Source organism: Streptomyces sp. RLA123, from assembly GCF_056270165.1.
In genome coordinates this window covers 5,348,871-5,374,006 of record NZ_JBWDOR010000003.1, presented here as the reverse complement: position 1 = coordinate 5,374,006, position 25,136 = coordinate 5,348,871, and the positions used below count along the sequence as shown (strand labels likewise).

The 25,136-nt window shown below is 73.1% G+C and carries 23 protein-coding genes; 6 read left to right on the top strand and 17 right to left on the bottom strand.

Features of this window, described 5'->3' with window-relative positions; translation table 11 throughout:
* Nucleotides 1–40: 40 nt before the first annotated feature.
* A complete protein-coding gene (gene leuA / locus RV983_RS24460) occupies nucleotides 41–1,810 on the bottom strand; it encodes a 2-isopropylmalate synthase (protein ID WP_475987873.1) in 1,770 nt (589 codons plus the stop codon).
* 311 nt (nucleotides 1,811–2,121) lie between these two features.
* Between leuA and RV983_RS24455 the strand changes: the two genes are divergently transcribed.
* Together RV983_RS24455 and RV983_RS24450 are read left to right on the top strand one after the other, a co-directional pair.
* Nucleotides 2,122–3,240, top strand: coding sequence for a M4 family metallopeptidase (locus tag RV983_RS24455; protein ID WP_475987872.1), 1,119 nt, complete (start codon nucleotides 2,122–2,124; stop codon nucleotides 3,238–3,240).
* A 9-nt stretch (nucleotides 3,241–3,249) separates the two neighbouring features.
* Nucleotides 3,250–3,516, top strand: coding sequence for a protealysin inhibitor emfourin (locus RV983_RS24450; RefSeq protein WP_475987871.1), 267 nt, complete (start codon nucleotides 3,250–3,252; stop codon nucleotides 3,514–3,516).
* A 25-nt stretch (nucleotides 3,517–3,541) separates the two neighbouring features.
* Here RV983_RS24450 and era read toward each other — a convergent pair whose 3' ends face one another.
* The 5 genes from era to RV983_RS24425 all read right to left on the bottom strand — a co-directional run bounded on the left by era (nucleotide 3,542) and on the right by RV983_RS24425 (nucleotide 7,839).
* Nucleotides 3,542–4,492, bottom strand: coding sequence for a GTPase Era (gene era, locus RV983_RS24445; RefSeq protein WP_475987870.1), 951 nt, complete (start codon nucleotides 4,490–4,492; stop codon nucleotides 3,542–3,544).
* A 64-nt stretch (nucleotides 4,493–4,556) separates the two neighbouring features.
* A complete protein-coding gene (locus tag RV983_RS24440; protein ID WP_475987869.1) occupies nucleotides 4,557–4,913 on the bottom strand; it encodes a cytidine deaminase in 357 nt (118 codons plus the stop codon).
* 52 nt (nucleotides 4,914–4,965) lie between these two features.
* Complete coding sequence (locus RV983_RS24435; RefSeq protein ID WP_475987868.1) at nucleotides 4,966–6,297, bottom strand: hemolysin family protein; 1,332 nt, start codon at nucleotides 6,295–6,297, stop codon at nucleotides 4,966–4,968.
* 5 nt (nucleotides 6,298–6,302) lie between these two features.
* Complete coding sequence (gene ybeY, locus RV983_RS24430) at nucleotides 6,303–6,800, bottom strand: rRNA maturation RNase YbeY (RefSeq protein ID WP_475987867.1); 498 nt, start codon at nucleotides 6,798–6,800, stop codon at nucleotides 6,303–6,305.
* 13 nt (nucleotides 6,801–6,813) lie between these two features.
* Nucleotides 6,814–7,839 carry a PhoH family protein gene (locus RV983_RS24425; RefSeq protein WP_475987866.1) on the bottom strand — a complete coding sequence of 342 codons (1,026 nt, stop codon included), beginning with the start codon at nucleotides 7,837–7,839 and terminating at the stop codon, nucleotides 6,814–6,816.
* 136 nt (nucleotides 7,840–7,975) lie between these two features.
* Between RV983_RS24425 and RV983_RS24420 the strand changes: the two genes are divergently transcribed.
* On the top strand, nucleotides 7,976–8,491 hold the full coding sequence (locus RV983_RS24420; RefSeq protein ID WP_475987865.1) for a GNAT family N-acetyltransferase: 516 nt from the start codon (nucleotides 7,976–7,978) through the stop codon (nucleotides 8,489–8,491).
* Between the two features lie 505 nt (nucleotides 8,492–8,996).
* Here RV983_RS24420 and RV983_RS24415 read toward each other — a convergent pair.
* On the bottom strand, nucleotides 8,997–10,088 hold the full coding sequence (locus RV983_RS24415; RefSeq protein ID WP_475987864.1) for a carbohydrate kinase family protein: 1,092 nt from the start codon (nucleotides 10,086–10,088) through the stop codon (nucleotides 8,997–8,999).
* Nucleotides 10,089–10,216: 128 nt separating this feature from the next.
* Between RV983_RS24415 and RV983_RS24410 the strand changes: the two genes are divergently transcribed.
* Nucleotides 10,217–11,131: an FHA domain-containing protein gene (locus tag RV983_RS24410; protein ID WP_475987863.1), complete on the top strand. Its 915-nt coding sequence runs from the start codon at nucleotides 10,217–10,219 to the stop codon at nucleotides 11,129–11,131.
* Nucleotides 11,132–11,163: 32 nt separating this feature from the next.
* Here RV983_RS24410 and RV983_RS24405 read toward each other — a convergent pair whose 3' ends face one another.
* From RV983_RS24405 to hrcA, 9 genes are all read right to left on the bottom strand, one after another.
* Nucleotides 11,164–11,679, bottom strand: a complete 516-nt coding sequence (locus tag RV983_RS24405; RefSeq protein ID WP_475987862.1) for a hypothetical protein — start codon at nucleotides 11,677–11,679, stop codon at nucleotides 11,164–11,166.
* 79 nt (nucleotides 11,680–11,758) lie between these two features.
* Nucleotides 11,759–12,748 (bottom strand): adenosine deaminase, encoded by a 990-nt coding sequence (locus RV983_RS24400; protein WP_475987861.1) that lies wholly within the window; start codon nucleotides 12,746–12,748, stop codon nucleotides 11,759–11,761.
* Between the two features lie 35 nt (nucleotides 12,749–12,783).
* Nucleotides 12,784–13,689 (bottom strand): ribonuclease Z, encoded by a 906-nt coding sequence (locus RV983_RS24395; protein ID WP_475987860.1) that lies wholly within the window; start codon nucleotides 13,687–13,689, stop codon nucleotides 12,784–12,786.
* A gap of 6 nt (nucleotides 13,690–13,695) precedes the next feature.
* Nucleotides 13,696–14,055, bottom strand: a complete 360-nt coding sequence (locus RV983_RS24390; RefSeq protein ID WP_475987859.1) for a histidine triad nucleotide-binding protein — start codon at nucleotides 14,053–14,055, stop codon at nucleotides 13,696–13,698.
* A gap of 111 nt (nucleotides 14,056–14,166) precedes the next feature.
* On the bottom strand, nucleotides 14,167–17,442 hold the full coding sequence (locus tag RV983_RS24385) for a S41 family peptidase (RefSeq protein WP_475987858.1): 3,276 nt from the start codon (nucleotides 17,440–17,442) through the stop codon (nucleotides 14,167–14,169).
* 441 nt (nucleotides 17,443–17,883) lie between these two features.
* The gene (locus tag RV983_RS24380) at nucleotides 17,884–18,621 is read right to left on the bottom strand and encodes a 16S rRNA (uracil(1498)-N(3))-methyltransferase (RefSeq protein WP_475987857.1); all 738 of its coding nucleotides are present in this window, start codon (nucleotides 18,619–18,621) and stop codon (nucleotides 17,884–17,886) included.
* Complete coding sequence (locus RV983_RS24375; protein WP_475987856.1) at nucleotides 18,618–19,691, bottom strand: nitronate monooxygenase; 1,074 nt, start codon at nucleotides 19,689–19,691, stop codon at nucleotides 18,618–18,620. Before RV983_RS24375 ends, RV983_RS24380 begins: the two co-directional genes overlap by 4 nt.
* A 100-nt stretch (nucleotides 19,692–19,791) precedes the next feature.
* Nucleotides 19,792–20,925: a molecular chaperone DnaJ gene (dnaJ, locus tag RV983_RS24370; RefSeq protein ID WP_475987855.1), complete on the bottom strand. Its 1,134-nt coding sequence runs from the start codon at nucleotides 20,923–20,925 to the stop codon at nucleotides 19,792–19,794.
* Nucleotides 20,925–21,941, bottom strand: a complete 1,017-nt coding sequence (hrcA, locus tag RV983_RS24365; RefSeq protein WP_389242641.1) for a heat-inducible transcriptional repressor HrcA — start codon at nucleotides 21,939–21,941, stop codon at nucleotides 20,925–20,927. The genes dnaJ and hrcA overlap by 1 nt, the downstream gene beginning before the upstream one ends.
* Nucleotides 21,942–22,143: 202 nt before the next feature.
* Here hrcA and RV983_RS24360 point away from each other — a divergent pair, with 202 nt between their 5' ends.
* Both RV983_RS24360 and RV983_RS24355 read left to right on the top strand, forming a co-directional pair.
* Nucleotides 22,144–22,878, top strand: a complete 735-nt coding sequence (locus RV983_RS24360) for an MBL fold metallo-hydrolase (protein WP_475987854.1) — start codon at nucleotides 22,144–22,146, stop codon at nucleotides 22,876–22,878.
* A 30-nt stretch (nucleotides 22,879–22,908) separates the two neighbouring features.
* Nucleotides 22,909–23,739 (top strand): DUF3097 domain-containing protein, encoded by an 831-nt coding sequence (locus RV983_RS24355; protein ID WP_475987853.1) that lies wholly within the window; start codon nucleotides 22,909–22,911, stop codon nucleotides 23,737–23,739.
* On the opposite strand, the gene hemW is transcribed toward RV983_RS24355, so the two are convergent.
* Complete coding sequence (gene hemW / locus RV983_RS24350; protein ID WP_475987852.1) at nucleotides 23,740–24,972, bottom strand: radical SAM family heme chaperone HemW; 1,233 nt, start codon at nucleotides 24,970–24,972, stop codon at nucleotides 23,740–23,742. It lies immediately after the preceding gene.
* Nucleotides 24,973–25,136 lie beyond the last annotated feature (164 nt).

The following is a 25,136-nucleotide window of genomic DNA, read 5'->3' as shown; positions in this document are numbered from 1 at the left end:
CCCGGGCGGGTGCCGTGGCCGGTTCACCGTCCGCGGTGATTCAGCGGGTCGCGCGGTTGACGGCGGAGACGACCGCCTTCAGCGAGGCGCGGGTGGTGTTGGCGTCGATGCCGATGCCCCACAGGACCTTTCCGTCGATCGCGCACTCGATGTAGGAGGCGGCCTGGGCGCTGGCGCCCTCGCTCATGGTGTGCTCGGTGTAGTCCAGCAGGCGGGCGTCGACGCCCACGGCGGCCAGCGCGTCGAAGAACGCCGAGATCGGGCCGTTGCCGGTCCCGGTCAGAACCGTCTCCACGCCGTCCACGGCCGCCTCGACGGTGAGGGTGTCGGCCCCGTCGCTGCTGGTCGAGGTCTGGGCGGAGCGCAGCGTGATGCGGCCCCAGGCGTTGTCCGGGGTGGGCAGGTACTCGTCCTCGAAGATCCCCCAGATCTCCTTCGGGGTGACCTCGCCGCCCTCGGCGTCGGTCTTGGCCTGGATGATCTTCGAGAAGTCGATCTGCATCCGGCGCGGCAGGTCCAGCTTGTGGTCGTTCTTCAGAACGTACGCGACGCCGCCCTTGCCGGACTGCGAGTTCACGCGGATCACGGCCTCGTAGGAGCGGCCGACGTCCTTGGGGTCGATCGGCAGGTACGGCACCGCCCACTCGAGGTCGTCGACCGTCACACCCGGGCCCTGGGCGGCCGCGTCGGCCTCCATGGCGTCGAAGCCCTTCTTGATGGCGTCCTGGTGGGAGCCGGAGAAGGACGTGTAGACCAGGTCGCCCACGTACGGGTGGCGCGGGTGGACCTCCATCTGGTTGCAGTACTCGGCGGTGCGGCGGATCTCGTCGATCTGCGAGAAGTCGATCTGCGGGTCCACGCCCTGGCTGAACAGATTCATCCCCAAGGTGACCAGGTCCACGTTGCCGGTGCGCTCGCCCTGGCCGAACAGGCAGCCCTCGATGCGGTCCGCGCCCGCCATCAGCGCCAGTTCGGCGGCGGCGACGGCCGTGCCGCGGTCGTTGTGCGGGTGTACCGACAGGCACACGTACGGGCGGCGCGACAGGTTGCGCGACATCCACTCGAAGCGGTCGGCGTGGGTGGAGGGGGTGGAGCGCTCCACGGTCGCCGGCAGGTTCAGGATGATCTCGCGGCCCTCCTCGGGCTGCCAGACGTCCATGACCGACTCGCAGACCTCCAGGGCGAAGTCCAGCTCGGTGTCGGTGAAGATCTCCGGGCTGTACTGGTAGCCGAAGACGGTCTCGTCGCCCAGGATCTTGTCCGCGTACTCCATGACCAGCCGCGTGCCGTCCACGGCGATCTGCCGGATCTGCTCCTTGGAGCCGCGGAAGACCACCCGGCGGAAGGTCGGGGCGGTCGCGTTGTACAGGTGGACGGTGGCGCGGGCCGCGCCGCGCAGGGACTCCACGGTGCGCTCGATGAGCTCCTCGCGGGCCTGCGTCAGCACCGAGATCGTGACGTCCTCGGGGATCGCGCCCTCTTCGATGATGGAGCGCACAAAGGCGAAGTCGGTCTCGCCGGAGGCGGGGAAGCCGACCTCGATCTCCTTGTACCCCATCGAGACCAGCAGGTCGAACATCGCGCGCTTGCGCGCCGGCGACATCGGGTCGATCAGTGCCTGGTTGCCGTCGCGCAGGTCGGTCGACAGCCAGCGCGGCGCCTTGGTGATCCGGTTGCCCGGCCAGGTGCGGTCCGGGATCTCCACGGCCTCGTACGGCCGGTACTTGTGCACCGGCATCGACGTGGGGCGCTGGCGCACGGTCGCGGCGGTGATCGGCGTGGGACGGCCGACGGCGTTCGGGATGGACATGTGCGGGGGTGCTCCTCGGTTCCGGCTTCAGAAGCGGCCGACCGGCGCTGGTTCTCCGACAACGCCACACTCCGCGGGGAGGGAGTCGACCTGGACTACAGGCCCTCGCCGCGGCAGCTAAGGAGAAGCATCCCGAAGTGCATGATGCGTCCGACCCTAACCGAGCCCCGGGTCGCCCCGCAGCCGCTGCGGCGTTCTTCTCAGTATGCAAGACCGCCCGCGATGACATGAAAAACGTAATTCTCCTCTCTTTACGGCAATCGCCGTCACAGCTGGTGACACGGGAGACGCGGCGTGCCACATTGCCGTCCATGGAGCACACACCCGTTTTCTGCACAATCGTGCCGCCGCACGTCCTGGACCGGATCGCCCGCAACGAGGACGGCGCGCTGGCCGGCCCCTCCCGACGCACCTTGGAGCAGGATGCCGCGCAGCGCACCCGCCGGCGTCTGACAACCGTCATCGGGACCTTCCCGGTGGCCGGGGCGGAGCCGTCGGAGCAGCCGCGGCGCACCATCGGCGACGCCCGGCACGGTGAGGACCTGCCGGGCGTGAAGGTCCGCGGCGAGGGTGACGCGCCGCTCGCCGACGCGACGGTCAACCGGGCGTACGACGGGCTCGGCGCGACCTTCGAGCTGTACCTGACCGCGTACGGACGGCACTCCATCGACGACGCCGGCCTGCCGCTGGACGCGACCGTCCACTACGGCCGCGACTACAACAACGCCTTCTGGAACGGCGAGCAGATGGTCTTCGGCGACGGCGACGGCGAGCTCTTCCTCGACTTCACGCTGCCGGTCGACGTCATCGGCCACGAACTCACCCACGGCGTCACGCAGTACACCGCCAACCTGGACTACTTCGGCCAGTCGGGCGCGCTCAACGAGTCGGTGTCCGACGTCTTCGGGTCGCTGATCAAGCAGTACACGCTGGGGCAGACCGCCGACCGGGCCGACTGGCTGATCGGCGCGGGGCTGCTCGCCCCCCGCGTCACCGGCGCCGCCCTGCGTTCCATGAAGGCCCCCGGCACGGCGTACGACGACGACGTGCTCGGCAAGGACCCGCAGCCCGGTCACATGGACGGCTACGTGCACACCTCCCGCGACAACGGCGGCGTCCACATCAACTCAGGTATCCCGAACCGGGCGTTCTACCTGGCCGCCACCGCGCTGGGCGGCCACGCCTGGGAGCGCGCAGGCCGGATCTGGTACGACGTGCTGAACGGCGGCGGGCTCTCACCGCGCGCCGACTTCGCGGAGTTCGCCCGCGCCACGGTGGCCGCGGCCGCCGCCCGCTACGGCGAGGCCGAGGAGCACGCGGCCGTCGCCGGCGCCTGGAGCGAGGTCGGCATCAGGACACCGGCGGGCGGCTCCGAACTCCCGCGTCAGGCGCCGGCACCGGAAGGTGCACAGCCCCCCGTTCAGGGGTAGGCGCACCCCATGCGCATACAGGTGATCCGCTCCGGCGGCTTCGCGGGGATCGAGCGCCGGGCCGCGCTGGACACGAGCGGCCGGCCCGAGGCCTTCCAACTGCACGCCCTGGCCCGCGACGTGCTCGCCGCGGGCGGGGCGGCGCCCCTGCCCGGGGTCCCGGACGGCTTCCACTACGAGATCACGGTCGACGCGCGCACGGTGCACTGCGCCGACCCGCACCTCACCGAGGCCCAGCACGAGCTGATCCGGATCGTCCTGAAGGAGGGCGTGTGACCCCCGCCCGCGGGGGTCACACGCCCTAGAACCCCAGCTTGCGCAGCTGCTTGGGGTCGCGCTGCCAGTCCTTGGCCACCTTCACGTGCAGGTCGAGGAAGACCGGCGTGCCCAGCAGGGCCTCGATGTGGCGGCGGGAGGTGGTGCCGACCTCCTTCAGGCGGGCGCCCTTCGGGCCGATGATGATGCCCTTCTGGCTGGGGCGCTCGATGTAGATGTTGGCGTGGATGTCGAGCAGCGGCCTGTCCGCCGGGCGGTCCTCGCGGGGCAGCATCTCCTCGACCACGACGGCGATGGAGTGCGGCAGCTCGTCGCGTACGCCCTCCAGCGCGGCCTCGCGGATCAGCTCGGCGACCATGACCTGCTCGGGCTCGTCGGTGAGGTCGCCCTCCGGGTAGAGGGCCGGGCCCTCGGGGAGGAGCGGGACCAGCAGGTCGGCGAGGAGGCCGACCTGTGTGTCGCCGACGGCGGAGACGGGGATGATCTCGGCCCATTCGATGCCGAGTTCGGCGCCGAGCTGGTGGATGGCGAGGAGTTGCTCGGCGAGGCGCTTGGAGTCCACCAGGTCGGTCTTGGTGACGATCGCGACCTTGGGGGTCTTGCGGACCTCCCCCAGCTCCTTGGCGATGTAGCGGTCGCCGGGGCCCAGCTTCTCGTTCGCGGGCAGGCAGAAGCCGATCACGTCGACCTCGGCCCAGGTGGTGCGGACGACGTCGTTCAGCCGCTCGCCGAGCAGGGTGCGGGGCTTGTGCAGCCCCGGGGTGTCGACCAGCACGAGCTGCGCGTCCGGCCGGTGCACGATGCCGCGCACGCTGTGCCGGGTGGTCTGCGGACGGTTGGAAGTGATCGCCACCTTCGTCCCGACCAGAGCGTTGGTCAGGGTCGACTTGCCCGCGTTGGGGCGGCCCACGAAGCAGGCGAAGCCGGCCCGGTGGGCGGGGGCAGTGTTCTCGGTACGAACGCTCATGGCGACCATTGTCCCTGATCCTCCGGGCCCGTCCGACGCGTGCGCCCGGAAAGCGCCGCGGAGCCCCCGCGGATCACTGCGCGTGGACGGTGGCGCGCACCGCGCCGTCCGGGCCCGCGAGGAGCACCGGGGTGTCCGGGCCGCCGAGGTCGCGCACGGCGGCCAGGTCCTCCGCGGGCACCGCCCCGGCGGCCGAGACGACCGCCGCGGCCTCCAGGGACGTGGCACCGCTCGCGACCGCCATGGCGACGGCGGTCCGCAGGGCACTGAGCGACAGCGACGGCAGTGCCACCGTGCCCGCGACGTAGGTGCGTCCCGTCCCGTCCCGCACGGCCGCGCCCTCGGGCACACCGTTGCGGGCCCGCGCCGAGCGGGCCAGCGTGATGATCTTGCGGTCCTCGGGGTCCGGCACGGGCTGCTCGTCGCTCATGCGGTCAGCGTATCCGCCGCGAACCGCCCACCGGGGACGGGTTCCCGGAGGCCTAGCCGCGCACGGCGCCGTCCGGGGCCGAGCCCGTGCCGGCGTCCGGCACGGGGACGGGCAGCGGGTCGACCAGCACCGCGCCGATGCGGTTGCGGCGCCCGGACGGGGCCTCGGCGGTGAGACGGAGCGCGGCCGGGGCGTTGGGGGCCGAGGCGGTCTCGGGCAGTTCGACGACCGCGGAGGCGCCCGGGATGGGCACCCGGCCGAGGATCTTGGCGAGCAGGCCGCCGACAGTCTCCACGTCCTCGTCGTCCAGGTCGACCCCGTACAGCTCTCCGAGGTCGCCCAGGTCGAGGCGGGCGGTCACGCGGTAGCGGCCGTCGCCCAGTGCCACCACGGGCGGCAGCTCGCGGTCGTACTCGTCGGTGATCTCACCGACGATCTCCTCCAGGATGTCCTCGATGGTGACGATGCCGGCCGTGCCGCCGTACTCGTCGATGACGACGGCGACGTGGTTGCGCTCGCGCTGCATCTCGCGCAGCAGGTCGCCGGCGTTCTTGGTGTCGGGCACGAACGCGGCCGGGCGCATCACCGAGGAGACGGGGTCGGTCTCGGCGTCCCGGTTGATGTGCACCCGCCGGGCGAGGTCCTTGAGGTAGACGATGCCGACGATGTCGTCCTCGCTCTCGCCCGTGACGGGGATGCGGGAGAAACCGCTGCGCAGGGCGAGGGTCATGGCCTGCCGGATCGTCTTGAAGCGCTCGATGGCGACCAGTTCGGTGCGCGGCACCATCACCTCGCGCACCAGGGTGTCGCCGAGCTCGAAGACGGAGTGCACCATGCGGCGCTCATCGTCCTCGATCAGGGACTCACTCTCGGCGAGGTCGACCAGGGCCCGCAGTTCGGCCTCGGAGGCGAACGGGCCCTGCCGGAAGCCCTTGCCGGGGGTGAACGCGTTGCCGAGGAGGATCAGCAGCGCGGGGATCGGGCCCATCACCCTGGCCAGCGGCAGCAGGACGTATGCCGCCGCGGTGGCCGTGTTCAGCGGGTGCTGGCGGCCGATGGTGCGCGGGGAGACGCCCACGGCCACGTACGAGACGACGATCATGACGCCGATGGCGACGAGCAGCGCCTGCCACGTCGCCTCGAAGTGCCGTACGCACAGCACCGTGACGAGCACCGCCGCCGCCATCTCGCAGGCCACGCGCACCAGCAGGGCCACGTTGAGATAGCGCGTGGGGTCGGAGGCGACCGCGAGGAGCTTGTCCGCGCCCCGGCGGCCCGCCCGCATCGCCGCCTCGGCGCGGAAGCGGGAGATGCGGGCGATGCCGGCCTCGGCGCAGGCGGCGAGCCATGCGACGACGACCAGCAGGACGGCGTAGACCACCATCGTGATCAGTGGGTGGTGGTCGGGGCCGGCGAGGGGCCCTGGATGCCGCGCTCGGCGCGCCAGCCGTCGAGGATGCCCTTCTGCAGACCGAACATCTCGGCCTTCTCGTCGGCCTCGTCGTGGTCGTAGCCGAGCAGGTGCAGCACCCCGTGGACGGTGAGCAGCTGGAGCTCCTCGTCCATGGAGTGCTTGGTCGTGGCCGCCTCGCCCTGCTGCTTGGCCACCTCGGGGCAGAGCACGATGTCCCCGAGCAGGCCCTGCGGGGGCTCCTCGTCGTCCTTCCCGGGACGCAGTTCGTCCATCGGGAAGGACATGACGTCGGTGGGGCCCGGTTCGTCCATCCACTGGATGTGCAGCTGCTCCATGGCGTCGGCGTCGATCGCGATGACCGAGAGCTCGGACAGCGGATGGATGCGCATGTGCTGCAGGGCGTAACGGCTGATGTCGAGCACAGCCGCCTCGTCGAAATCCCAGCCGGATTCGTTGTTGACGTCGATCGCCATAGTGCTTCGGTGGCTACTTTCCGTTGCCGTATCGGTTGCCGTTGAGTTCGTCGTAGCGCTCGTAGGCGTCCACGATGCGCCCGACCAGCTTATGGCGTACGACATCGGTGCTCGTCAGGCGCGAGAAGTGCACGTCGTCGACGCCGTCCAGGATGTCCACGACCTGGCGCAGCCCGCTCTTCGTGCCACCGGGGAGGTCGACCTGAGTGACGTCACCGGTGATGACGATCTTGGAGTCGAAGCCCAGCCGGGTGAGGAACATCTTCATCTGCTCGGCGCTGGTGTTCTGCGCCTCGTCGAGGATGATGAACGCGTCGTTGAGCGTGCGGCCGCGCATGTACGCCAGCGGGGCGACCTCGATCGTCCCGCTCGCCATGAGGCGCGGGATGGAGTCGGGGTCGACCATGTCGTGCAGCGCGTCGTACAGCGGGCGCAGGTACGGGTCGATCTTCTCGTAGAGCGTGCCCGGCAGGAAGCCGAGCCGCTCGCCGGCCTCGACGGCGGGACGGGTCAGGATGATCCGGTTGACCTGCTTGGACTGCAGGGCCTGCACGGCCTTGGCCATCGCCAGGTAGGTCTTGCCCGTGCCCGCCGGGCCGATGCCGAAGACGATGGTGTGCTTGTCGATGGCGTCGACATAGCGCTTCTGGTTCAGCGTCTTGGGGCGGATCGTGCGGCCCCGGCTGGAGAGGATGTTCTGGGTCAGGACCTGGGAGGGAGTCTCCTCCAGGCCGTCGGTTCCGCTGTCCTGGCGGAGCATGGCGATCGACCGCTCCACGGCGTCCTCCGTCATCGGCTGTCCGGTGCGCAGCACCAGCATCATCTCGTCGAAAAGGCGCTGGACCAGGGCGACGTCGGCCGCTTGGCCCGTCGCGCTGATCTCGTTGCCTCGTACATGGATGTCGACGGCCGGGAACGCCTTCTCGATCACGCGCAGGAGCGAGTCGCCGGACCCCAGGACAGTCACCATGGGGTGCTTGGCCGGTACGACGAAGTGGGCACTCGCCTGCGGTTGCTGCGTTGTCGGTGTCTGTGTCATGGGCCAGGCACTTGGGCCTGCTCATCCCGCCTTCTGCTCTTCGACATACCACTGGGCTTGGGGTTCAAGGGTACGTCGGTGGGGCGGAGGTGCCGAGGGGTTTTACGCTGTGTCACGCGACGGGTAGAACAGCGCCATGCAGATCCGCACCGGGGGCCCCGGCGACCTCCCCGCCACACTCGCCCTGCTCGACGGCGCCATCGTCTGGCTCACCGCGCGCGGCCACACCGGGCAGTGGGGCACCCGGCCGTGGTCGTCCCGTCCGGCCGCCGTCGACAGGACCCGCCGCTACACCCACGAATACCTGCTGCGCGCCGCCGAGGTCGACGGCGAGGTGGCCGGGGTGTGCGTGCTCGCCGAGGAGCCGCCGCAGTACGCGCCGCCGGCCGGCGAGCCCGAGCTGTACATCCGCCTGCTGGTCACCGACCGGTCGCGTTCCGGGAGCGGCATCGGCGCCGCGCTGGTCGCCGACGCGGTCGCCGAGGCCCGCCGCCGGGGGGTGGGCCTGCTGCGGGTCGACTGCTACGCGGGCAGCGAGGGGCGGCTGGTGCGGCAGTACGAGGCCCTCGGCTTCGCCCGGGCCGAGCCGTTCACCGTGCCGCAGGACGAGGGCGACCCCTGGCCGGGGCAGGTGCTCCAGCGGCGGGTGTGAGCGCGCATGCGCAACGCATGCCGACCGCTGCCGTGGCGAACGCCGGATCGGGGACGTCCACGACGACGTGCACGGCAAGCGAGTATCTGCGCCTACGGCTGATCGAACGGGCGAGGACACCGACGGTCGTCGACATCCTGGCCAGTGCCCGGAAGCCGGCGCCGGCCGACTGCCGACTGCCGACTGCCGACTGCCGACTGCCGACTGCCGACTGCCGACTGCATTCTCGATGATCTGCTGGGCCACAACGACGAGCGGCGGCGCCGGTGATCGTCGTCGCCCTCGCCCACGGCGGCCCGCTGGGCGACCTGGCACGCACACGCCTGTCCGGCCGTCGCCGGGTTCGAAACGGCCCGTACGGTTCGGGGGCTGCCCTGCCGGGCGAGCGCGACGTACGTCGCGCTCGCGGAGCACGTGGGATGCGCCCTGGTCACGGGTGACGCCCGGATCGCGCGGGCGGGGGCCCCGCGCGGTCCCGTCGGCGTGGTCGCGTGCGGCGACCGCCTCAGCGGTACGGCCGGAAGCCGATCGTCGGCACCGCCCGGCGCAGCGGCCAGCGCCGCGTGCCGGTCGGCAGCAGGTCGTCCAGGAAGGCGTAGCGGCGCAGCGCCGTGCGGTCCTGGTCGTCGTAGGCCTTGGCGTGCTGCCACCAGGCGGCGACCTCGATCCAGCCGGGAGCCGACAGCGAGCCGCCGAACTCCTGCACCGACAGCGCGGCGGTCAGACAGGCGAAGGCCAGCCGGTCGGCCAGCGGCCACCCGGCGAGCGTGCCGGTCACGAAGGCCGCGACGAAGACGTCACCCGCCCCGGTCGGGTCGAGCGCCTCCACGTCGAGCGCGGGCACCTCGGCGCACTGCCCGGAGCCGGAGTCCACCGCGTAGGCGCCCTCGGGGCCGAGCGTCACCACCGCGAGCGGCACCAGCTCGGCCAGCTTGCGGGCGGCGGCCCGGGGGCAGTCGGTGCGGGTGTAGGCCATCGCCTCCGCGGCATTGGGCAGGAACGCCTCGCAGTGCTCCAGATCGCTCAGGTCGGAGGGGTCCCAGCGGCCGGACTCGTCCCAGCCGACATCGGCGAAGACCCGGCTGCCGTGCCGGGCGGCGTGCCCGATCCACTCCTGCCGCGGCCGGCCGGGCACCAGCGAGGCCACACAGGCCCGGCTCGGCGGCGGGCACACCGGGGCCGCCTCCTCCGGCGGCGGGGCCTCGTGGCCGTGGCTGACCATGGTCCGCTCGCCCTCGTAGGCCATGGAGACGGTGACCGGCGAGTGCCAGCCGGGAATCCTCCGGGAGGGCGCCAGGTCGATGTCCTCCCCCTCGGTGAGGGAGTCCCAGCAGTAGTCGCCGTACATGTCGTCGCCGAACGCGGCGGCCAGGCAGGTGCGCAGGCCCAGCCGGGCCAGCGCGGTGGCCATGTTGGCGACCCCGCCGGGGCTGGAGCCCATGCCGCGGGCCCAGGACTCGGTGCCGCGTACGGGCGCGCTGTCCAGACCGGTGAAGATGATGTCCAGGAAGACCGTGCCGGTCAGGTACACATCGGTCTCCGGGTCGTCCGCGGCGCGCACGGCGGCCAACGGATCGAGGACGGGCTGGTCTGCCACCCGGGGTTCCTCCCGACCTGGTGTCGTTCGGACGATCGTACGCTCGGCGGCCCCGCCGGTATGCGTTTGTCCGTTCTCACACTCGGGCGGATCATCAGAGGAAAGCGGATGAATCGCGGGGGCTGAACATGCCCGGACCTTCGGCTTCACCACCGCGGCTGATCGTGACCTCCGGGCCGGACGAGGGCGCCGTCCTCGATGTCCCTCCCGGGTACTGCGAGATCGGCAGACTGCCCGGGAGCGGTATCCGGCTCGACGGCGAGGGGATCAGCAGGCGGCACGCGGCGATGAACCGTGCCGGGAGCCATGTCGTCCTCACCGACCTGGGCTCCACCAACGGCACCTTCCTCAACGGGGAGCGCCTCATGGCGCCCCGGCCGCTGCGGGACGGCGACCTGGTGCGGATCGGGCATGTCGAACTGCGGCTGTCCGTGGCCTCGGGCGGCGACCGGGACGCCGAGCCGGAACGCGAGCCTGCCGCACAGGACCCGCACGAGCCCGCTTCCGAGGACCCTCCGCCGCCCGCCGCGCCGCCGGTGACCGTCGACCTCGGCGACACCCGCGGCCCGGCGCCGCGCGGCCGCACGCGGCGGTACATCTCGGCGCACGAGCAGTTCCTGGTGGGCCGCGATCTCTACCGCGACGATCCGCCGGCGCCCGCGGCGGCCTCGGCGGACGGCCCGGAGGAGCCGTACGACGGTCCGTACGCCGATCCGGACGGCGCTGTCCTCTCCCCGGGGCAGGGGCCGGGCCGCGCGCTGATGGTGCTGGGCGTGCTCGTCGCGCTCGCCGGGTTCGCCATCTGGGTGTCCCTGATCCTCGGCCTCCTGGGCGGCACGGGCAGCGCCGCGGTGCCGCCCGACCCCTTCGCCGAGCGGTTGTGGGGGGCACCGAAGGCTCCGCTGGGGTTCGCCGCGTTCGGCGCCGGGGCGGTGCTGTTCGGCGCCGGCGCGGCCCTGTCGAAGGCGGCGCGCCGACGGGGGCACGAGGCCGGGCGGCACGGGAGCCACCACCGCATCCGCGGTGGCGGAAGCGGCCGCTGATGATCCGTCATATCCGCGGTGGGGCCGCCGTGCTACACGCCCTCACGGGGCACCGGACGCCAGCCCGCGCCGCCCGTGCCCCCGCGCGGGGGACGGGGGCCGCGGCGCAGTCCGCGGGCCAGCCACAGACCGCGCCCCGCCGACCAGGCCAGCAGCGCGGCGACGAGCGGACCGCCGAAGAGGATCACCAGTCCGGCGCCGATGTTGGCGCCGATGACGCCGGCGGTCACGACCCGCCAGCCCGCGCCGGCCAGCACACCGGCCGCGACGAGCGGGCCGAGCACCTGCCACCACCGCCCGTCGAACCGCTCCGGCCCGGGCCGCGACGCGATCCCCAGCACGGTCGCGGCAGCCGCGGCCAGCACCGCCGCCGCAACGCCCACCCCGGTCTCCACGCCGGCCGGGACGGCGAAGGGCCGCACCAGGTAGTCGAGTTCCGAGGGCCGGAAGCCGGCGGCCTCCTGCCGGCCCAGCAGGCCCCAGACGGCGACCGGTACCGAAGCGATCAGGGTGACGGCCGCCACGGGCCGTATCGGGTGCTTTCGCATGGGTCCATGCTCCGTCCACGGGATGCGGTCCGCATGAGTGCGCGTACTCAGAACGCCTGCCCCGGGACGGGAAAGGAACTCAGAACACGTACGCGTCCACTTCGGCGAGATAGCGGGCGCGCAGTTCCTCCTCGTCGTCCAGGAACGCGGCCCGGAAGGAGTTGCGGGCCAGACGCCGCAGGGTGTCCTCGTCGAGGGCGAGCGCCTCGCGCACGGCGTCGAAGTTGTCACCGGCGTAGCCGCCGAAGTAGGCGGGGTCGTCGGAGTTGACGGTGACCAGCAGCCCGGCTTCGAGCATGGCGGGCAGCGGGTGCTCCGCCAGGGCGGGGACGCAGCGCAGGCGGACATTGGACAGCGGGCAGACGGTCAGCGGGACCTGGTCGCGCACCAGTCGGGCGACGAGCCCGGGGTCCTCCATGCTGCGGATGCCGTGGTCGATCCGGTCCACGCCGAGCACGTCCAGGGCCTCCCGCACATACGCGGGCGGACCCTCCTCCCCCGCGTGCGCCACGCGGCGGAGCCCTGCCGCCGCGGCCGCCTGGTAGACCTCGCGGAACTTCACCGGCGGATGGCCCACCTCGGCCGAGTCCAGCCCGACCGCCGCGATACGGTGCAGGTGGGGCCGGGCGGCCTCGAAGGTCTCCATCGCGGACGCGGCGGACTCGTCGCGCAGGAAGCACATGATCAGCCTGGTGCTGACGCCGTGCCGCTCCCGGCCGCCGTCCAGCGCCCGCGCCAGGCCCTCCACGACGGTCCCGATCGGCACGCCCCGGGCGGTGTGCGCCTGCGGGTCGAAGAAGATCTCCGCGTGCCGCACCCCCTGCGCGGCGGCCCGCGCCAGGTAGGCGTCCGCGAGGTCGGCGAAGTCCTGCTCGGTGCGGAGCACGGCCATCAGCGCGTAGTAGAGGTCCAGGAACGACTGGAGGTGGTCGAACGCGTACGCCCGCCGCAGTTCGTCCGCCGACGCGAACGGCAGGGTGACCCCGTTGCGCTCGGCGAGGGCGAAGGCCAATTCCGGTTCGAGGGTGCCTTCGATGTGCAGATGGAGTTCGGCCTTCGGGATCGCCACCTGGCAACGGTACAGGTCACAGCGGTGCGGACCGGTCAGCGGCGGCGCGGCACGGAGACGCGTCCGAGGTCCTGGGCGACGGTCAGTTCCGCTGTGAAACCGGCGGCGCGGGCCTGCCGCTCGAAGGCGTCGGGATCGGTGTAGCGCTGGGAGAAATGCGTGAGGACCAGATGCCGGACCCCGGACTCGGCGGCGACGCGTGCCGCCTGGCCCGCCGTCAGGTGCCCGTGCTCCCGGGCGAGGGAGGCCTCCTCGTCGAGGAAGGTGGACTCGATGACCAGCAGGTCGCAACCGTCGGCGAGCGCGTACACCGCGTCGCACAGCCGGGTGTCCATGACGAAGCCGAAGCGCTGGCCCGGCCGCACCTCGCTGACCTCGGCGAGGGTCACGCCGTCGGCCTCGCCGTCGCGCTGGAGACGGCCGACCGCCGGTCCGGTGACGCCGAGGGCCGCCAGCCGGTCCGGCAGCATGCGGCGGCCGTCCGGCTCGACGAGGCGGTAGCCGTACGCCTCCACGGGGTGGGAGAGCCGGCGGGCCTCCAGCCGGAAGGCGCCGTCGGCAAGGACGACACTCTCGCCGGAGACCGGCTCCTCGCGCAGCATCACCGTCTCGCGGTAGGCCGTCGCGTAGCGGAGCCGGTCGAAGAAGTGCCGCCCGGACTCGGGATAGTGGGCGGTCACGGGGTGCGGCACCCGGTCGAGGTTGATCCGCTGGATCACCCCGGCCAGGCCCAGGCTGTGGTCGCCGTGGAAGTGCGTGACGCACAGCCGGGTCAGGTCGTGCGCGGCCACCCCGGCGCGCAGCATCTGGCGCTGGGTGCCCTCGCCGGGGTCGAAGAGGATGCCCTCGCCGTCCCAGCGCAGGAAGTAGCCGTTGTGGTTGCGGTGCCGTGTCGGGACCTGGCTGGCCGTACCGAGGACGACGAGTTCGCGTGCGGACACCGGCCGCTATCCCGGGGGCCAGTCCAGGCCGCGCCCGCCGAGCACGTGCGCGTGGGCGTGGAAGACGGTCTGGCCCGCGCCCGCCCCGGTGTTGAAGACGATCCGGTAGCCGGTGCCGTCCACCTTGTCCGCGGCCGCCACCTCGCCCGCCTCGCGCAGCACGTCGGCGGCGAGCTGCGGCTCCGCCGCGGCGAGGGAGGCCGCGTCGGGGTAGTGCGCCTTGGGGATCACCAGCACATGCGTCGGCGCCTGGGGGTTTATGTCGCGGAACGCGACCGTCGTCCCCGACTCGCGGACGACGGTCGCGGGCACGTTCCCCGCGACGATCTTGCAGAACAGGCAGTCCGCCTGCGGTTCTCCCGCCACCGTGGCGCCTCCGGCACGTCGTTGGTCGCTTCGTCGATCACGGCGCTGGTCACGTCGTTGATCGGTACGGGCATGCTACCGGTGCCCCGGCGGCACTGAGCGGAGCCCGGGTCACGGCAGCGGCGGCGCCGTCCGTGCCGGATTCTCCGCGAGCGCGTCGAGGGCGAGCCGGATCGCGGTGTCGAGCTGGGGGTCGCGGTCGGCCGCCCAGTCCTGCGGGGTCTGCGGGACCTCGACATCCGGGTCGACACCGTGGTTCTCCACGTCCCAGCCGACGCCCTCCAACCAGGTCGCGTACTTAGGCTGGGTCACGAGCGTGCCGTCCACCAGGTGGTAGCGGGAGTCGATGCCGATGACCCCGCCCCAGGTCCGGGTGCCCACCACGGGCCCGATCCCGAGCGCCTTGATGGCCGCGTTGACGATGTCGCCGTCGGAGCCGGAGAACTCGTTGGCGACCGCGACGACCGGGCCGCGCGGGGCGTCCAGCGGATAGGTGAACGCGGGCAGCCCGCGGGGCAGGTCCCAGCCGACGACGCGGCGGGCGAGCTTCTCGACCACGAGCTGCGAGGTGTGGCCGCCGCGGTTCTCCCGGACGTCCACGATCAGCCCCTCGCGGGCCACCTCGACGCGCAGGTCGCGGTGGAGCTGCGCCCAGCCCGAGCCCACCATGTCGGGCACGTGCACATACCCCAGCCGGCCCCCGGAAGCCTCGCGGACGTGGGCGCGCCGCCCGGCGACCCAGTCGTGGTAGCGCAGCGGCTCCTCGTCGGAGAGGGGCACGACGACCACATGGCGCGGGGCGCTCCCGTCGGCCGGCGCCACGGTCAGCTCGACGGGCTTGCGCACGGTCCCGATCAGCAGCGGGCCGGGCCCCGCCACCGGGTCGACGGGACGGCCGTCGACCGCGAGGATCGCGTCCCCGGCGCGCACCGCGACCCCGGGTGCGGCCAGCGGGGCGCGGGCGCGCGGGTCGGAGGTCTCGGAGGGCAGCACGCGGCCGATCCGCCAGACACCGTCCTCGTCGCGCACGAGATCGGCGCCGAGCAGGCCCTGCCGGTAGAGGGATTCGACGCGCCCGCCGGGCGGGCTGACGTACGCGTGCGAGGTGCCGAGTTCGCCGGCCACCTCCCAGAGCAGGTCGACCAGGTCGTCGTGGGTGGCGACGCGGTCCAGCACCGGCCGGTAGCGGTCGCGCACGCCGTCCCAGTCGACGCCGCCCATGTCGGCGCGCCAGAAGTTGTCGCGCATGAGGCGGTGCGCCTCGTCGTACATCTGCCGCCACTCGGCGTGCGGGTCGACGGTGACGCGGACCCGGGAGAGGTCCACCGTCACATTGCTGTCCGAATCGTCCTCGGAGGGGGTGGACTTGTGGTCGGCGGCGGCGACCCGCAGCCGGTGGCCGGAGGTGACCAGCACCTTGTTGCCGTCACCGCTGACCGCGTAGCCGTCCGCGTCGTCGGCGATCTCCTCGATGCGCAGCTGCTTGAGGTCGTACCGCTCCAGCACGCTGGACGGCGGCTCCGACTCCGGGGAGGCCAGGCTGGCGCCGAGCACGCCGCGCACGGGGTGGCGCAGCCACAGGACGCCGTCCTTGGCGGCACGCAGCGTGGAATACCGGGCGGCCTCGACCGGGAAGGGCACGATGCGGTCGGCCAGGCCCTCCACGTCGACGCGGGTGACCGGGATGCGGGGGCGCTCCTCGCCGTCCTCCGTGCGGGACTCGCTCTTGGCGTTCTTGGCGTCGTCCTGGCCGCGTTCGTCGCCGTCCTTGTCCTCCGCCGAGGAGTCGACGGGCCGGCCGTGGAGCTGCGGGCCGAAGGGCGAGGGGGTGGTGGCGGCGAGCGTGATCAGGTGCGGGCGGCAGGAGGCGAGGAAGGCCATGTCGAAGACGTGCTCGTCGTAGACCGGGTCGAAGGACCGCTCGGAGAGGAAGGCCAGGTGCTTGCCGTCGGCGGTGAACGCGGGCGAGAAGTCGTTGAAGCGCAGGGGCGTGGCGTCGACGACGGTCAGGTCCGCGGTGGACGCCAGTTTGAGCTGGCTCAGCGGCTCCCGGCCGGGCTGGGACCAGGCCAGCCACGCGGAGTCCGGCGAGAAGGCCAGGCCGCGGGCGTGGCCGTACTCGCTCTCCACGACCGTGCGCACCTCACCGGTCTGCGCCTCGACCAGCAGGACCCGGCCGTCGTGCGAGGCGACCGCGATCCGGTGGCCGTCAGGGGAGACGGTCATCGCCAGGACGCGGCCGAGCCGTCCCGCGGCCAGCCGGCGCGGCGCGGGGACACCGCCCGTGGCGGGGGCGATCTCCAGCGCGTCCTCCCCCTCAGCGTCGGTCACCCACACGACTTGCTGGTCGCCCTCGCCGCCGAACACCCGCGGCAGCCGGGTGCGCACCCCCGGCTCCGCGGCCAGCGCCCGCGCGGGGCCGCCGCGGTGGGTGACCCAGTGCGTGGAGCCGCGGACCTCGACGGCGCTGCCGCGGCCGGTGTGGTCCGGGCGCGCGTCGCCGAGGTGGTGGGCGGCGTGGACGGGGTGCGGCTGCATGTCGGTGCGCTGGCCGCCGAGGCGTACCTCCAGCGGGCGGGCCTCCGCGCCGTCGAGGTCGTCCAGCAGGAACAGCCGGCCGGTGCTGGTGTACACGACGCGGGTGCCGTCGGTCGTGGCCTGCCGGGCGTAGAAGCCGCCGTCGTCCACGGCGGTGTGCCGCCGCAGGTCGCTTCCGTCGGGAAGGCTGGACCAGAGCGCGCCGACGCCCTCGTGGTCGGAGAGGAACGCCAACCGTTCCCCCACCCACATCGCGGACTCCAGGTTGCCGTCCAGGTCCGCGTGGACCCGCTCGAACTCCCCGTCCCCCGTGCGGTCGATCCACAGCTTGCCCGCCGTGCCGCCGCGGTAGCGCTTCCACGCCGCCGCCTCACGGCCCATCGTCGCGGACAGCAGCAGCACGGCGCCGTCCGGGCCGTACGCGACGTCCCCGACCGGCCCGTACGGCAGGCGGCGGGCCGGCCCGGCGTCGAGCGGGATCGCCCAGGCCCAGCTGCGGCGCGACGACGCCTGCCCGTTGGGGCTGATGGCCAGCACCTCGCCGTCGGCGGTCCAGCCGCGCACCAGGGCGCGCCCGGCGCCCCAGTACGTCAGGCGCTTCGACGGGCCGCCGTCGACCGGCGCCACATGGACCTCCGGCGCCCCGTCGCGGGTCGAGCTCCACGCCACGTGTTCCCCGTCCGGCGAGAACCGCGGGTGGGCGACCGGCATGTTGTCCGCGCTCACGCGCCACGCCCGGCCGACGCCGTCGAGCGGGGCGGCCCAGACGTCGTCCTCGGCGGTGAAGGTGATCAGATCGCCGTGCAGGTGCGGAAAGCGGAGGTACGAGGGGTGCGAAGGCTGCGTCACGCCGTCACATTAACCACCCGGTGGCCTGTGGGTCAGGGATTTTGGATCTCATTTGCCGCTCGTGAGCACGGTTGCCTCCTCGGAAGCGGGCCCGGCGGACGCCCCAAGCGCCCGAGGGCCCACACCGACCGCCCGCGAGCCAGCCGAAGGGCGCGCCGGTACCCAGGACGTCCGCATCCGGCGGAGCACTCACCGCCCAGGGGCCGGCCCGCACAGCCCGTGAGCGAGCCGAAGGGCGCGCCGGTACCGAAAGCGACGAGACCAAGCGACCGAGGAACGAGGAAGCGCAGCGTCGAGGAGCGTCGGCACCGGGTTCAAGCGCCCGGAGGCAAGCGAACACAAAGGGGGCCAGACCAAGCGACCGAGGAACGAGGAAGCGCAGCGTCGAGGAGCGTCGGCACCGGGTTCAAGCGCCCGGAGGCGAGCGAACACAAAAAGACGTCAGCCCCAGCGGCCCGTGCGTCCCAGCAGCAGCGCGGTCGCCGCGACACCGGCCGTCGAGGTGCGCAGGACACTGGAGCCGAGCCGGTACGGCTTGGCACCGGCCGCGGCCAGGGCGTCCAGTTCCTCGGGGGAGACACCGCCCTCGGGCCCGACGACCAGGACGATGTCGCCGTCCGCGGGAAGGACCGCGGACGCCAGCGGCTCGGATCCCTCCTCGTGGAGGACGGCGGCGAAGGCGGCCCCGGCGAGCAGCGGGACGAGTTGGCGGGTCGTCAGCATCTCGCCGACGTCGGGGAAGCGCAGCCGGCGGGCCTGCTTGGCGGCCTCGCGGGCGGTGGAGCGCCACTTGGCGAGGGACTTGGCGCCGCGGTCGCCCTTCCACTGCGTGATGCAGCGGGCCGCGGCCCACGGCACGATCGCGTCGACCCCGACCTCCGTCATGGTCTCCACGGCCAGTTCGCCGCGGTCGCCCTTGGGGAGCGCCTGCACGACGGTGATCCGCGGGCGGGGGGCGGGCTCCTCCCGGACGCCGGTGACGTCGACCTCGAGGGTGTCCTTGCCGTCGACGGCGGCCACGACGCCCTGCGCGCCGCGCCCCTGACCGTCGGTCAGCACGATCTCCTCGCCGACCCGCAGCCGTCGCACGGAGACGGCGTGCCGGCCCTCGGGGCCGGAGAGCGTGATGCGGTCCGGGCCCAGGGCACCGGGCTCGACGACGAAGACGGGGGCGGTCACAAAGCGCTCCGGGCGGAGTCGAGTTCGGCCGCGAGCAGCCGGACGAGGTCGATGGCGGGCAGGTCCCGGGCCATGGCGTGTCCCTGGCCGGCCCACAGGGCCATCGCCCCGGGGTCTCCGGCCGCGGCGGCCGCCGCGCGCACCGGGGCGGTCAGGAAGTGGATCCGCGGGTAGCCGGGCGGGCCGTACGGGCCGTGCTCGCGCAGGAACCGGTTGACCAGCGCCCGCGCGGGGCGGCCGGTGAACGAGCGGGTCAGCCCGGTCCACGCGAAGTCCGGATCGGTCAGGGCCCGCTTGTGCACCGGGTGCGCCCCCGACTCGGGACAGGCCAGGAAGGCCGTGCCCATCTGCGCCGCGTCCGCGCCCGCCGCGAGCGCCGCGGCGATCTGAGCGCCGCGCATGATGCCGCCCGCCGCGACGAGGGGCAGCGACACGGCCGCCCGTACCTGCGGCAGCAGGGCGAGCAGCCCGGTCTCCGTACCGTCCCGCTCCGGGTCGTCGCGGTGCGTGGACTGGTGGCCGCCAGCCTCGGCGCCCTGCACGCACACCGCAGCGGCGCCCGCCGCCTCGGCGGCCCGTGCCTCGGCGACGGAGGTCACAGTGACGACGGTAACCGTGCCGGCGTCGGCGAAGGCCCGCAGGACCGGGGGCTCCGGGCAGCCGAAGGTGAAGCTCACCAGGGGGACGGGGTCCTCCAGGAGGGCCGCGATCTTCGCCCCGTACGCGTCCTCCAGCACGGCGTCCCCGCCGGTGCCGGGGTCGCCCAGGAACGTGGAGTAGCGGGTGGCCTCGCCGGCCAGCCGCGCGGCGAACTCCTCGACGCGCGCGGGGTCGGCGGTCTCGCGCTGCGGCATGAACACGTTCACGCCGAAGGGCCGTGAGGTGAGCCTTCTCACCTGCGCGATCTCCTCGCGCAGGGCCTCCGCGGTCCGGAAGCCGGCCGCCAGGAAGCCGATTCCGCCGCCCTCGGCCACGGCCGCCGCCAGGGCCGGAGTGGACGTCCCGCCGGCCATCGGCGCCTGTACCACCGGATGCGCGGCGAGGGTCGAGAGATCGGTCAGCGCGGCCATGCGTCCATCGTTTCACGACCCGGGGCGCACAGCCGCGCGGGGCGCGGGCGGATGCCCACGCCCCGCGCGTCGTGCCGCGTCAGGCTGCGAAGAACCGCGCTCAGCGGCCGTTGAAGGCGTCCTTCAGCCGCGAGAACAGACCCTGCTGGCCCGGCTGGAACTGGCCCACGGGCCGCTCCTCGCCGCGCAGCTTGGCCAGGCGCCGCAGGAGGTCCTCCTGGTCCGGGTCGAGCTTGCCCGGGGTCTGCACCTCGACGTGCACGACCAGGTCGCCCCGGCCGCCGCCCCGCAGATGCGTGATGCCGCGCTGGTGCAGCGGGATCGACTGGCCGGACTGCGTGCCCGGCCGGATGTCGATCTCCTCCAGCCCGTCCAGGGTCTCCAGCGGCACCTTCGTGCCCAGCGCCGCCGCCGTCATCGGAAGGGTGACGGTGCAGTGCAGGTCGTCGCCGCGGCGCTGGAAGGCCGCGTGCGGCAGCTCGCGGATCTCCACGTACAGGTCGCCGGCGGGGCCGCCGCCGGGGCCGACCTCACCCTCGCCCGCGAGCTGGATGCGGGTGCCGTTGTCGACGCCGGCGGGGATCTTCACCGTCAGCGTGCGCCGCGAGCGGACCCGGCCGTCGCCCGCGCACTCCGGGCACGGGTTCGGCACGACGGTGCCGAAGCCCTGGCACTGGGGGCAGGGCCGGGAGGTCATGACCTGGCCCAGGAAGGACCGCGTGACCTGGGAGACCTCACCGCGACCGCGGCACATGTCACAGGTCTGCGCGGAGGTGCCGGGAGCGGCGCCCTCGCCGTGGCAGGTGTTGCAGACGATCGCCGTGTCGACCTGGATGTCCTTGGTCGTACCGAAGGCGGCCTCGTCGAGCTCGATCTCCAGCCGGATCATCGCGTCCTGGCCGCGCCGGGTCCGCGAGCGCGGACCGCGCTGGGACGCCGTGCCGAAGAAGGCGTCCATGATGTCGCTGAAGTTGCCGAAGCCCTGGCCGAAGCCCGCGCCCGCACCGCCGCCGTTCGCGGACAGCGGGTCGCCGCCGAGGTCGTAGACCTGCTTCTTCTGCGGGTCCGAGAGCACCTCGTAAGCGGCGTTGATCTCCTTGAACCGCTCCTGCGTCTTCGGGTCCGGATTGACGTCCGGGTGCAGCTCGCGCGCGAGACGGCGGAAGGCCTTCTTGATTTCGTCCGGACTCGCGTCGCGGCGCACGCCGAGCACGGCGTAGTAGTCGGTGGCCACTACGACTCCGCCAGGATCTGTCCGACGTAACGTGCCACTGCGCGTACCGCTCCCATCGTTCCGGGGTAGTCCATGCGGGTCGGGCCGACCACGCCAAGTTTCGCGACCGCCTCGTCGCCCGAACCGTAGCCGACGGAGACGACCGATGTGGAGTTCAGGCCCTCGTGGAAATTCTCGTGACCGATTCGTACGGTCACGCCCGAATCCCCGGCCTCGCCGAGCAGCTTGAGGAGCACGACCTGCTCCTCCAGCGCCTCCAGCACCGGGCGGATCGTGAGGGGGAAGTCATGGCCGAAACGGGTCAGGTTGGCGGTGCCGCCCAGCATGATCCGTTCCTCGGTCTCCTCGACCAGTGTCTCCAGCAAGGTCGCCAGCACGACCTGCACCGACGGCCGGTCGTCGGGCTCGAAGCCGTCAGCGAGGTCCTGCACCAGTTGCGGGACGTCGGCGAAGCGGCGGCCCACCACCCGGCTGTTGAGCCGGGCCCGCAGGTCGGCCAGCACGGTCTCGCCCACCGGCGCGGGGGCGTCGACCAGCCGCTGCTCGACCCGGCCGGTGTCCGTGATCAGCACCAGCATCAGCCGGGCCGGGGCCAGGGCCAGCAGTTCGACGTGGCGCACGGTCGAGCGGGTCAGCGACGGGTACTGGACGACGGCGACCTGCCGGGTCAGCTGCGCCAGCAGCCGCACGGTGCGGGCCACCACGTCGTCGAGGTCCACGGCGCCGTCCAGGAAGTTCCCGATGGCCCGGCGCTCGGCGCCCGACAGCGGCTTGACGTTGGTGAGCCGGTCGACGAAGAGCCGGTAGCCCTTGTCGGTCGGCACCCGGCCGGCACTGGTGTGGGGCTGCTGGATGTAGCCCTCCTCCTCCAGCACGGCCATGTCGTTGCGCACCGTGGCCGGGGACACGCCCAGCCGGTGGCGCTCGGTGAGCGCCTTGGAGCCGACCGGTTCCTCGGTGCCCACGTAGTCCTGGACGATGGCGCGCAGCACTTCGAGCCGTCGTTCGCTGAGCATTGCGGCGTCCACCTCCAGTCGTCCGGTCACCGGTTGCGTCGGTCGTTTTCCCTGCCCTGGCACTCCCGACAAGCGAGTGCCAGCTTTCCCCAAGTCAGTGTACGGCGGGGAGGCAAGACCTCGGCAAGGGCGGTCCGCACCCAGACCCCCTCGACCGGTCACCGTAGCGCGCACGGCCCGCCCCGGCGGATACCGTCGCGGTGTGGAGACGACACCGACGCCGCCGGAGCCCTTCGACGGCTGGGAGCACCTGGCACCCGGGGTCGCGCGGTGCCGGATGCCGTTCCTGGACGTCACGATCGGGGTCGTCACCGGAGGCGAGGGCGTACTGCTGGTCGACACCGGATCCTCGGTCGCCGAGGGGGCCGGGCTGCGCCGGCGGGTCCGGGAACTGACCGGGCGCGACGTGACGCACATCGCACTGACCCACGGTCACTTCGACCATGTCTTCGGCACGGCGGCCTTCCCCGGCACCCCGGTCTACGGCGGGACGACCCTCGGCCCCCACCTCGGCCGCGCGCGCCTCGCGCTGCGCCTGGACGCGATCGAGCACGGCGTCGCGGAGGAGGAGGCGACGGAGGCCGCGGAGGTCCTGGTGCCTCCCGGTCACCTCGTGGACGGCCGCTGGGCGCTCGACCTCGGCGGTGACCGCGAGGTCCTGCTGGTCCACCCCGGTGAGGGACACACCACGCACGACCTGGTGGTGGTCGTGCCCGGGACGCCCGCCGTGGTCTTCTGCGGCGACCTCGTCGAGGAGTCCGGCGAGCCGCAGGCCGGCCCGGACGCCGCCCCGGGCGCATGGCCGGGCACCCTGGACCGCCTGCTGGAACTGGGCGGCGAGACCGCGCTCTACGTCCCCGGACACGGCGCGGTGGTCGACGCGCGCTTCGTCCGCGCCCAACGGGACGCACTGGCCGCCCGGTTCGGATCCGCTTGAGCGGCCCTCCGCGCGGATACGATCCCTGGCATGCGCAGCCGGAACTACGACGCCGATCTCACACCGCCCTGGAAGCGGCCCTCCGTGCCCGCGCCCGAGGTCGCGGCCGAACGGGACCTGGTGGTGGAGGAGGTCTCCACGGGCTTCTGCGGCGCGGTGATCCGCTGCGAGAAGACCGCCGAGGGCCGCACCGTCACCCTGGAGGACCGCTTCGGCAAGCACCGGGTCTTCCCGCTCGTGCCGCGCGGCTTCCTCCTGGAGGGCAAGGTCGTCACCCTCGTACGCCCCTCTGCCGCCGCCCCCACCGGCCCGCGGCTGACCGCCTCCGGCTCCCTCGCCGTCCCCGGTGCCCGCGCCCGGGTCGCCCGCGCCGGGCGCATCTACGTCGAGGGACGCCACGACGCGGAGCTCGTCGAGCGGGTCTGGGGCGACGACCTGCGGGTCGAGGGCGTCGTCGTGGAGTACCTGGAGGGGGTCGACGACCTGCCCGCCATCGTCTCCGCCTTCGCCCCGGGACCCGGCGCCCGGCTCGGCGTGCTCGTCGACCACCTCGTCCCCGGCTCCAAGGAGTCCCGGATCGCCGCCGGGGTCACCGGCGCGCACGTGCTGGTCGCCGGCCACCCCTACATCGACGTCTGGGAGGCCGTGAAGCCCTCCTCCCTCGGCATCGCCGCCTGGCCGGCCGTGCCGCGCGGCCAGGACTGGAAGACCGGGGTGTGCCGCGCGCTCGGCTGGCCGGAGAACACCGGTGCCGCCTGGCAGCGCATCCTGGGCTCCGTCCGCTCCTACAGGGACCTCCAGCCGGAACTGCTGGGCCGCGTGGAGGAGCTGATCGACTTCGTCACGGCCCCTGGCACGTGATCAGTCGACCAGGTCCCTGACCACCGCGTCCGCGAGCAGCCGCCCGCGCAGCGTGAGCACCGCCCGCCCTGCCTCGTACGCGCCCGGCTCCAGCAGGCCGTCGCCCACCGCGCGCGCGGCGGCCCGCGCCCCGGCCGGGGCCAGGATGTCCAGCGGGCAGCCGTCCGCGAGCCGGAGCTCCAGCAGGATCCGCTCCACCCGGCGGTCCTCCGCGGCCAGCACCTCACGGCCGGCGCCGGGGCTGCGGCCCTCCGCGAGCGCCGCCGCGTACGCCGCGGGGTGCTTCACGTTCCACCAGCGCACGCCGCCCACGTGGGAATGCGCGCCCGGTCCGGCGCCCCACCAGTCGGCTCCGGTCCAGTAGAGCTCGTTGTGGCGGCACCGGGCCGACGTCGAGGTCGCCCAGTTCGACACCTCGTACCAGTCGAGACCGGCCTCCGACAGACGCTCCTCCGCGATCAGGTAACGGTCCGCGTGGACGTCGTCGTCGGTCATCGGCACCTCGCCGCGCCGGATCCGGCGGGCCAATTGCGTGCCCTCCTCCACGATCAGCGCGTACGCCGACACATGGTCGGGGCCCGCGTCGATCGCCGCGTCCAGGGATGCCCGCCAGTCGTCGTCCGACTCCCCCGGCGTGCCGTAGATCAGGTCCAGGTTGACGTGCTCGAAGCCGGCCGCCCTCGCCTCCGCCACGCAGGCCTCGGGCCGGCCCGGCGTGTGCCTGCGGTCCAGCACCCGCAGCACGTGCTGCCGGGCGCTCTGCATGCCGAAGGACATCCGGTTGAAGCCCCCGGCCCGCAGCTCCGCCAGGTACGCGGGGTCCACCGACTCCGGATTCGCCTCCGTCGTGACCTCGGCCCCTTCCGCCAGGCCGAACTCGTCGCGGATCGCGCCCAGCATGCGCGTCAGGTCCGCCGCAGGCAGCAGCGTCGGCGTACCGCCGCCGACGAACACCGTCTCGACGCGGCGCGCGTCGTCGCCCAGCACCTTGCGGGCCAGCCGGATCTCGTCGATCAGCGTGTCCGCGTAGTTCTCGCGGGAGGCGAGAACGCCGCCGGTGCCGCGCAGCTCGGCGGCGGTGTAGGTGTTGAAGTCGCAGTAACCGCAGCGGGTCGCGCAGTACGGGACGTGCAGGTAGAACCCGAGCGGGCGGTCCTCCGCCCCGGTAAGGGCTGCGGGGGGCAGCGCACCGTTCTGGGGCATGGGCTCGCCGTCGGGCAGTACGGATGGCATGCCACCCATTGTGCCGGGTTGTTCTCCCCCGCCCACCCGCCCGGGTCACCCAGGAAGTCCGGGCACCCCGAAGCGCGTGTGGGGCGGGCGGGTTCGGGGCCTCCGGGGCTGCACGTCCCGGACTGGATATTCGCGTGCGTCTCCAGCACGGATACCGCACACAC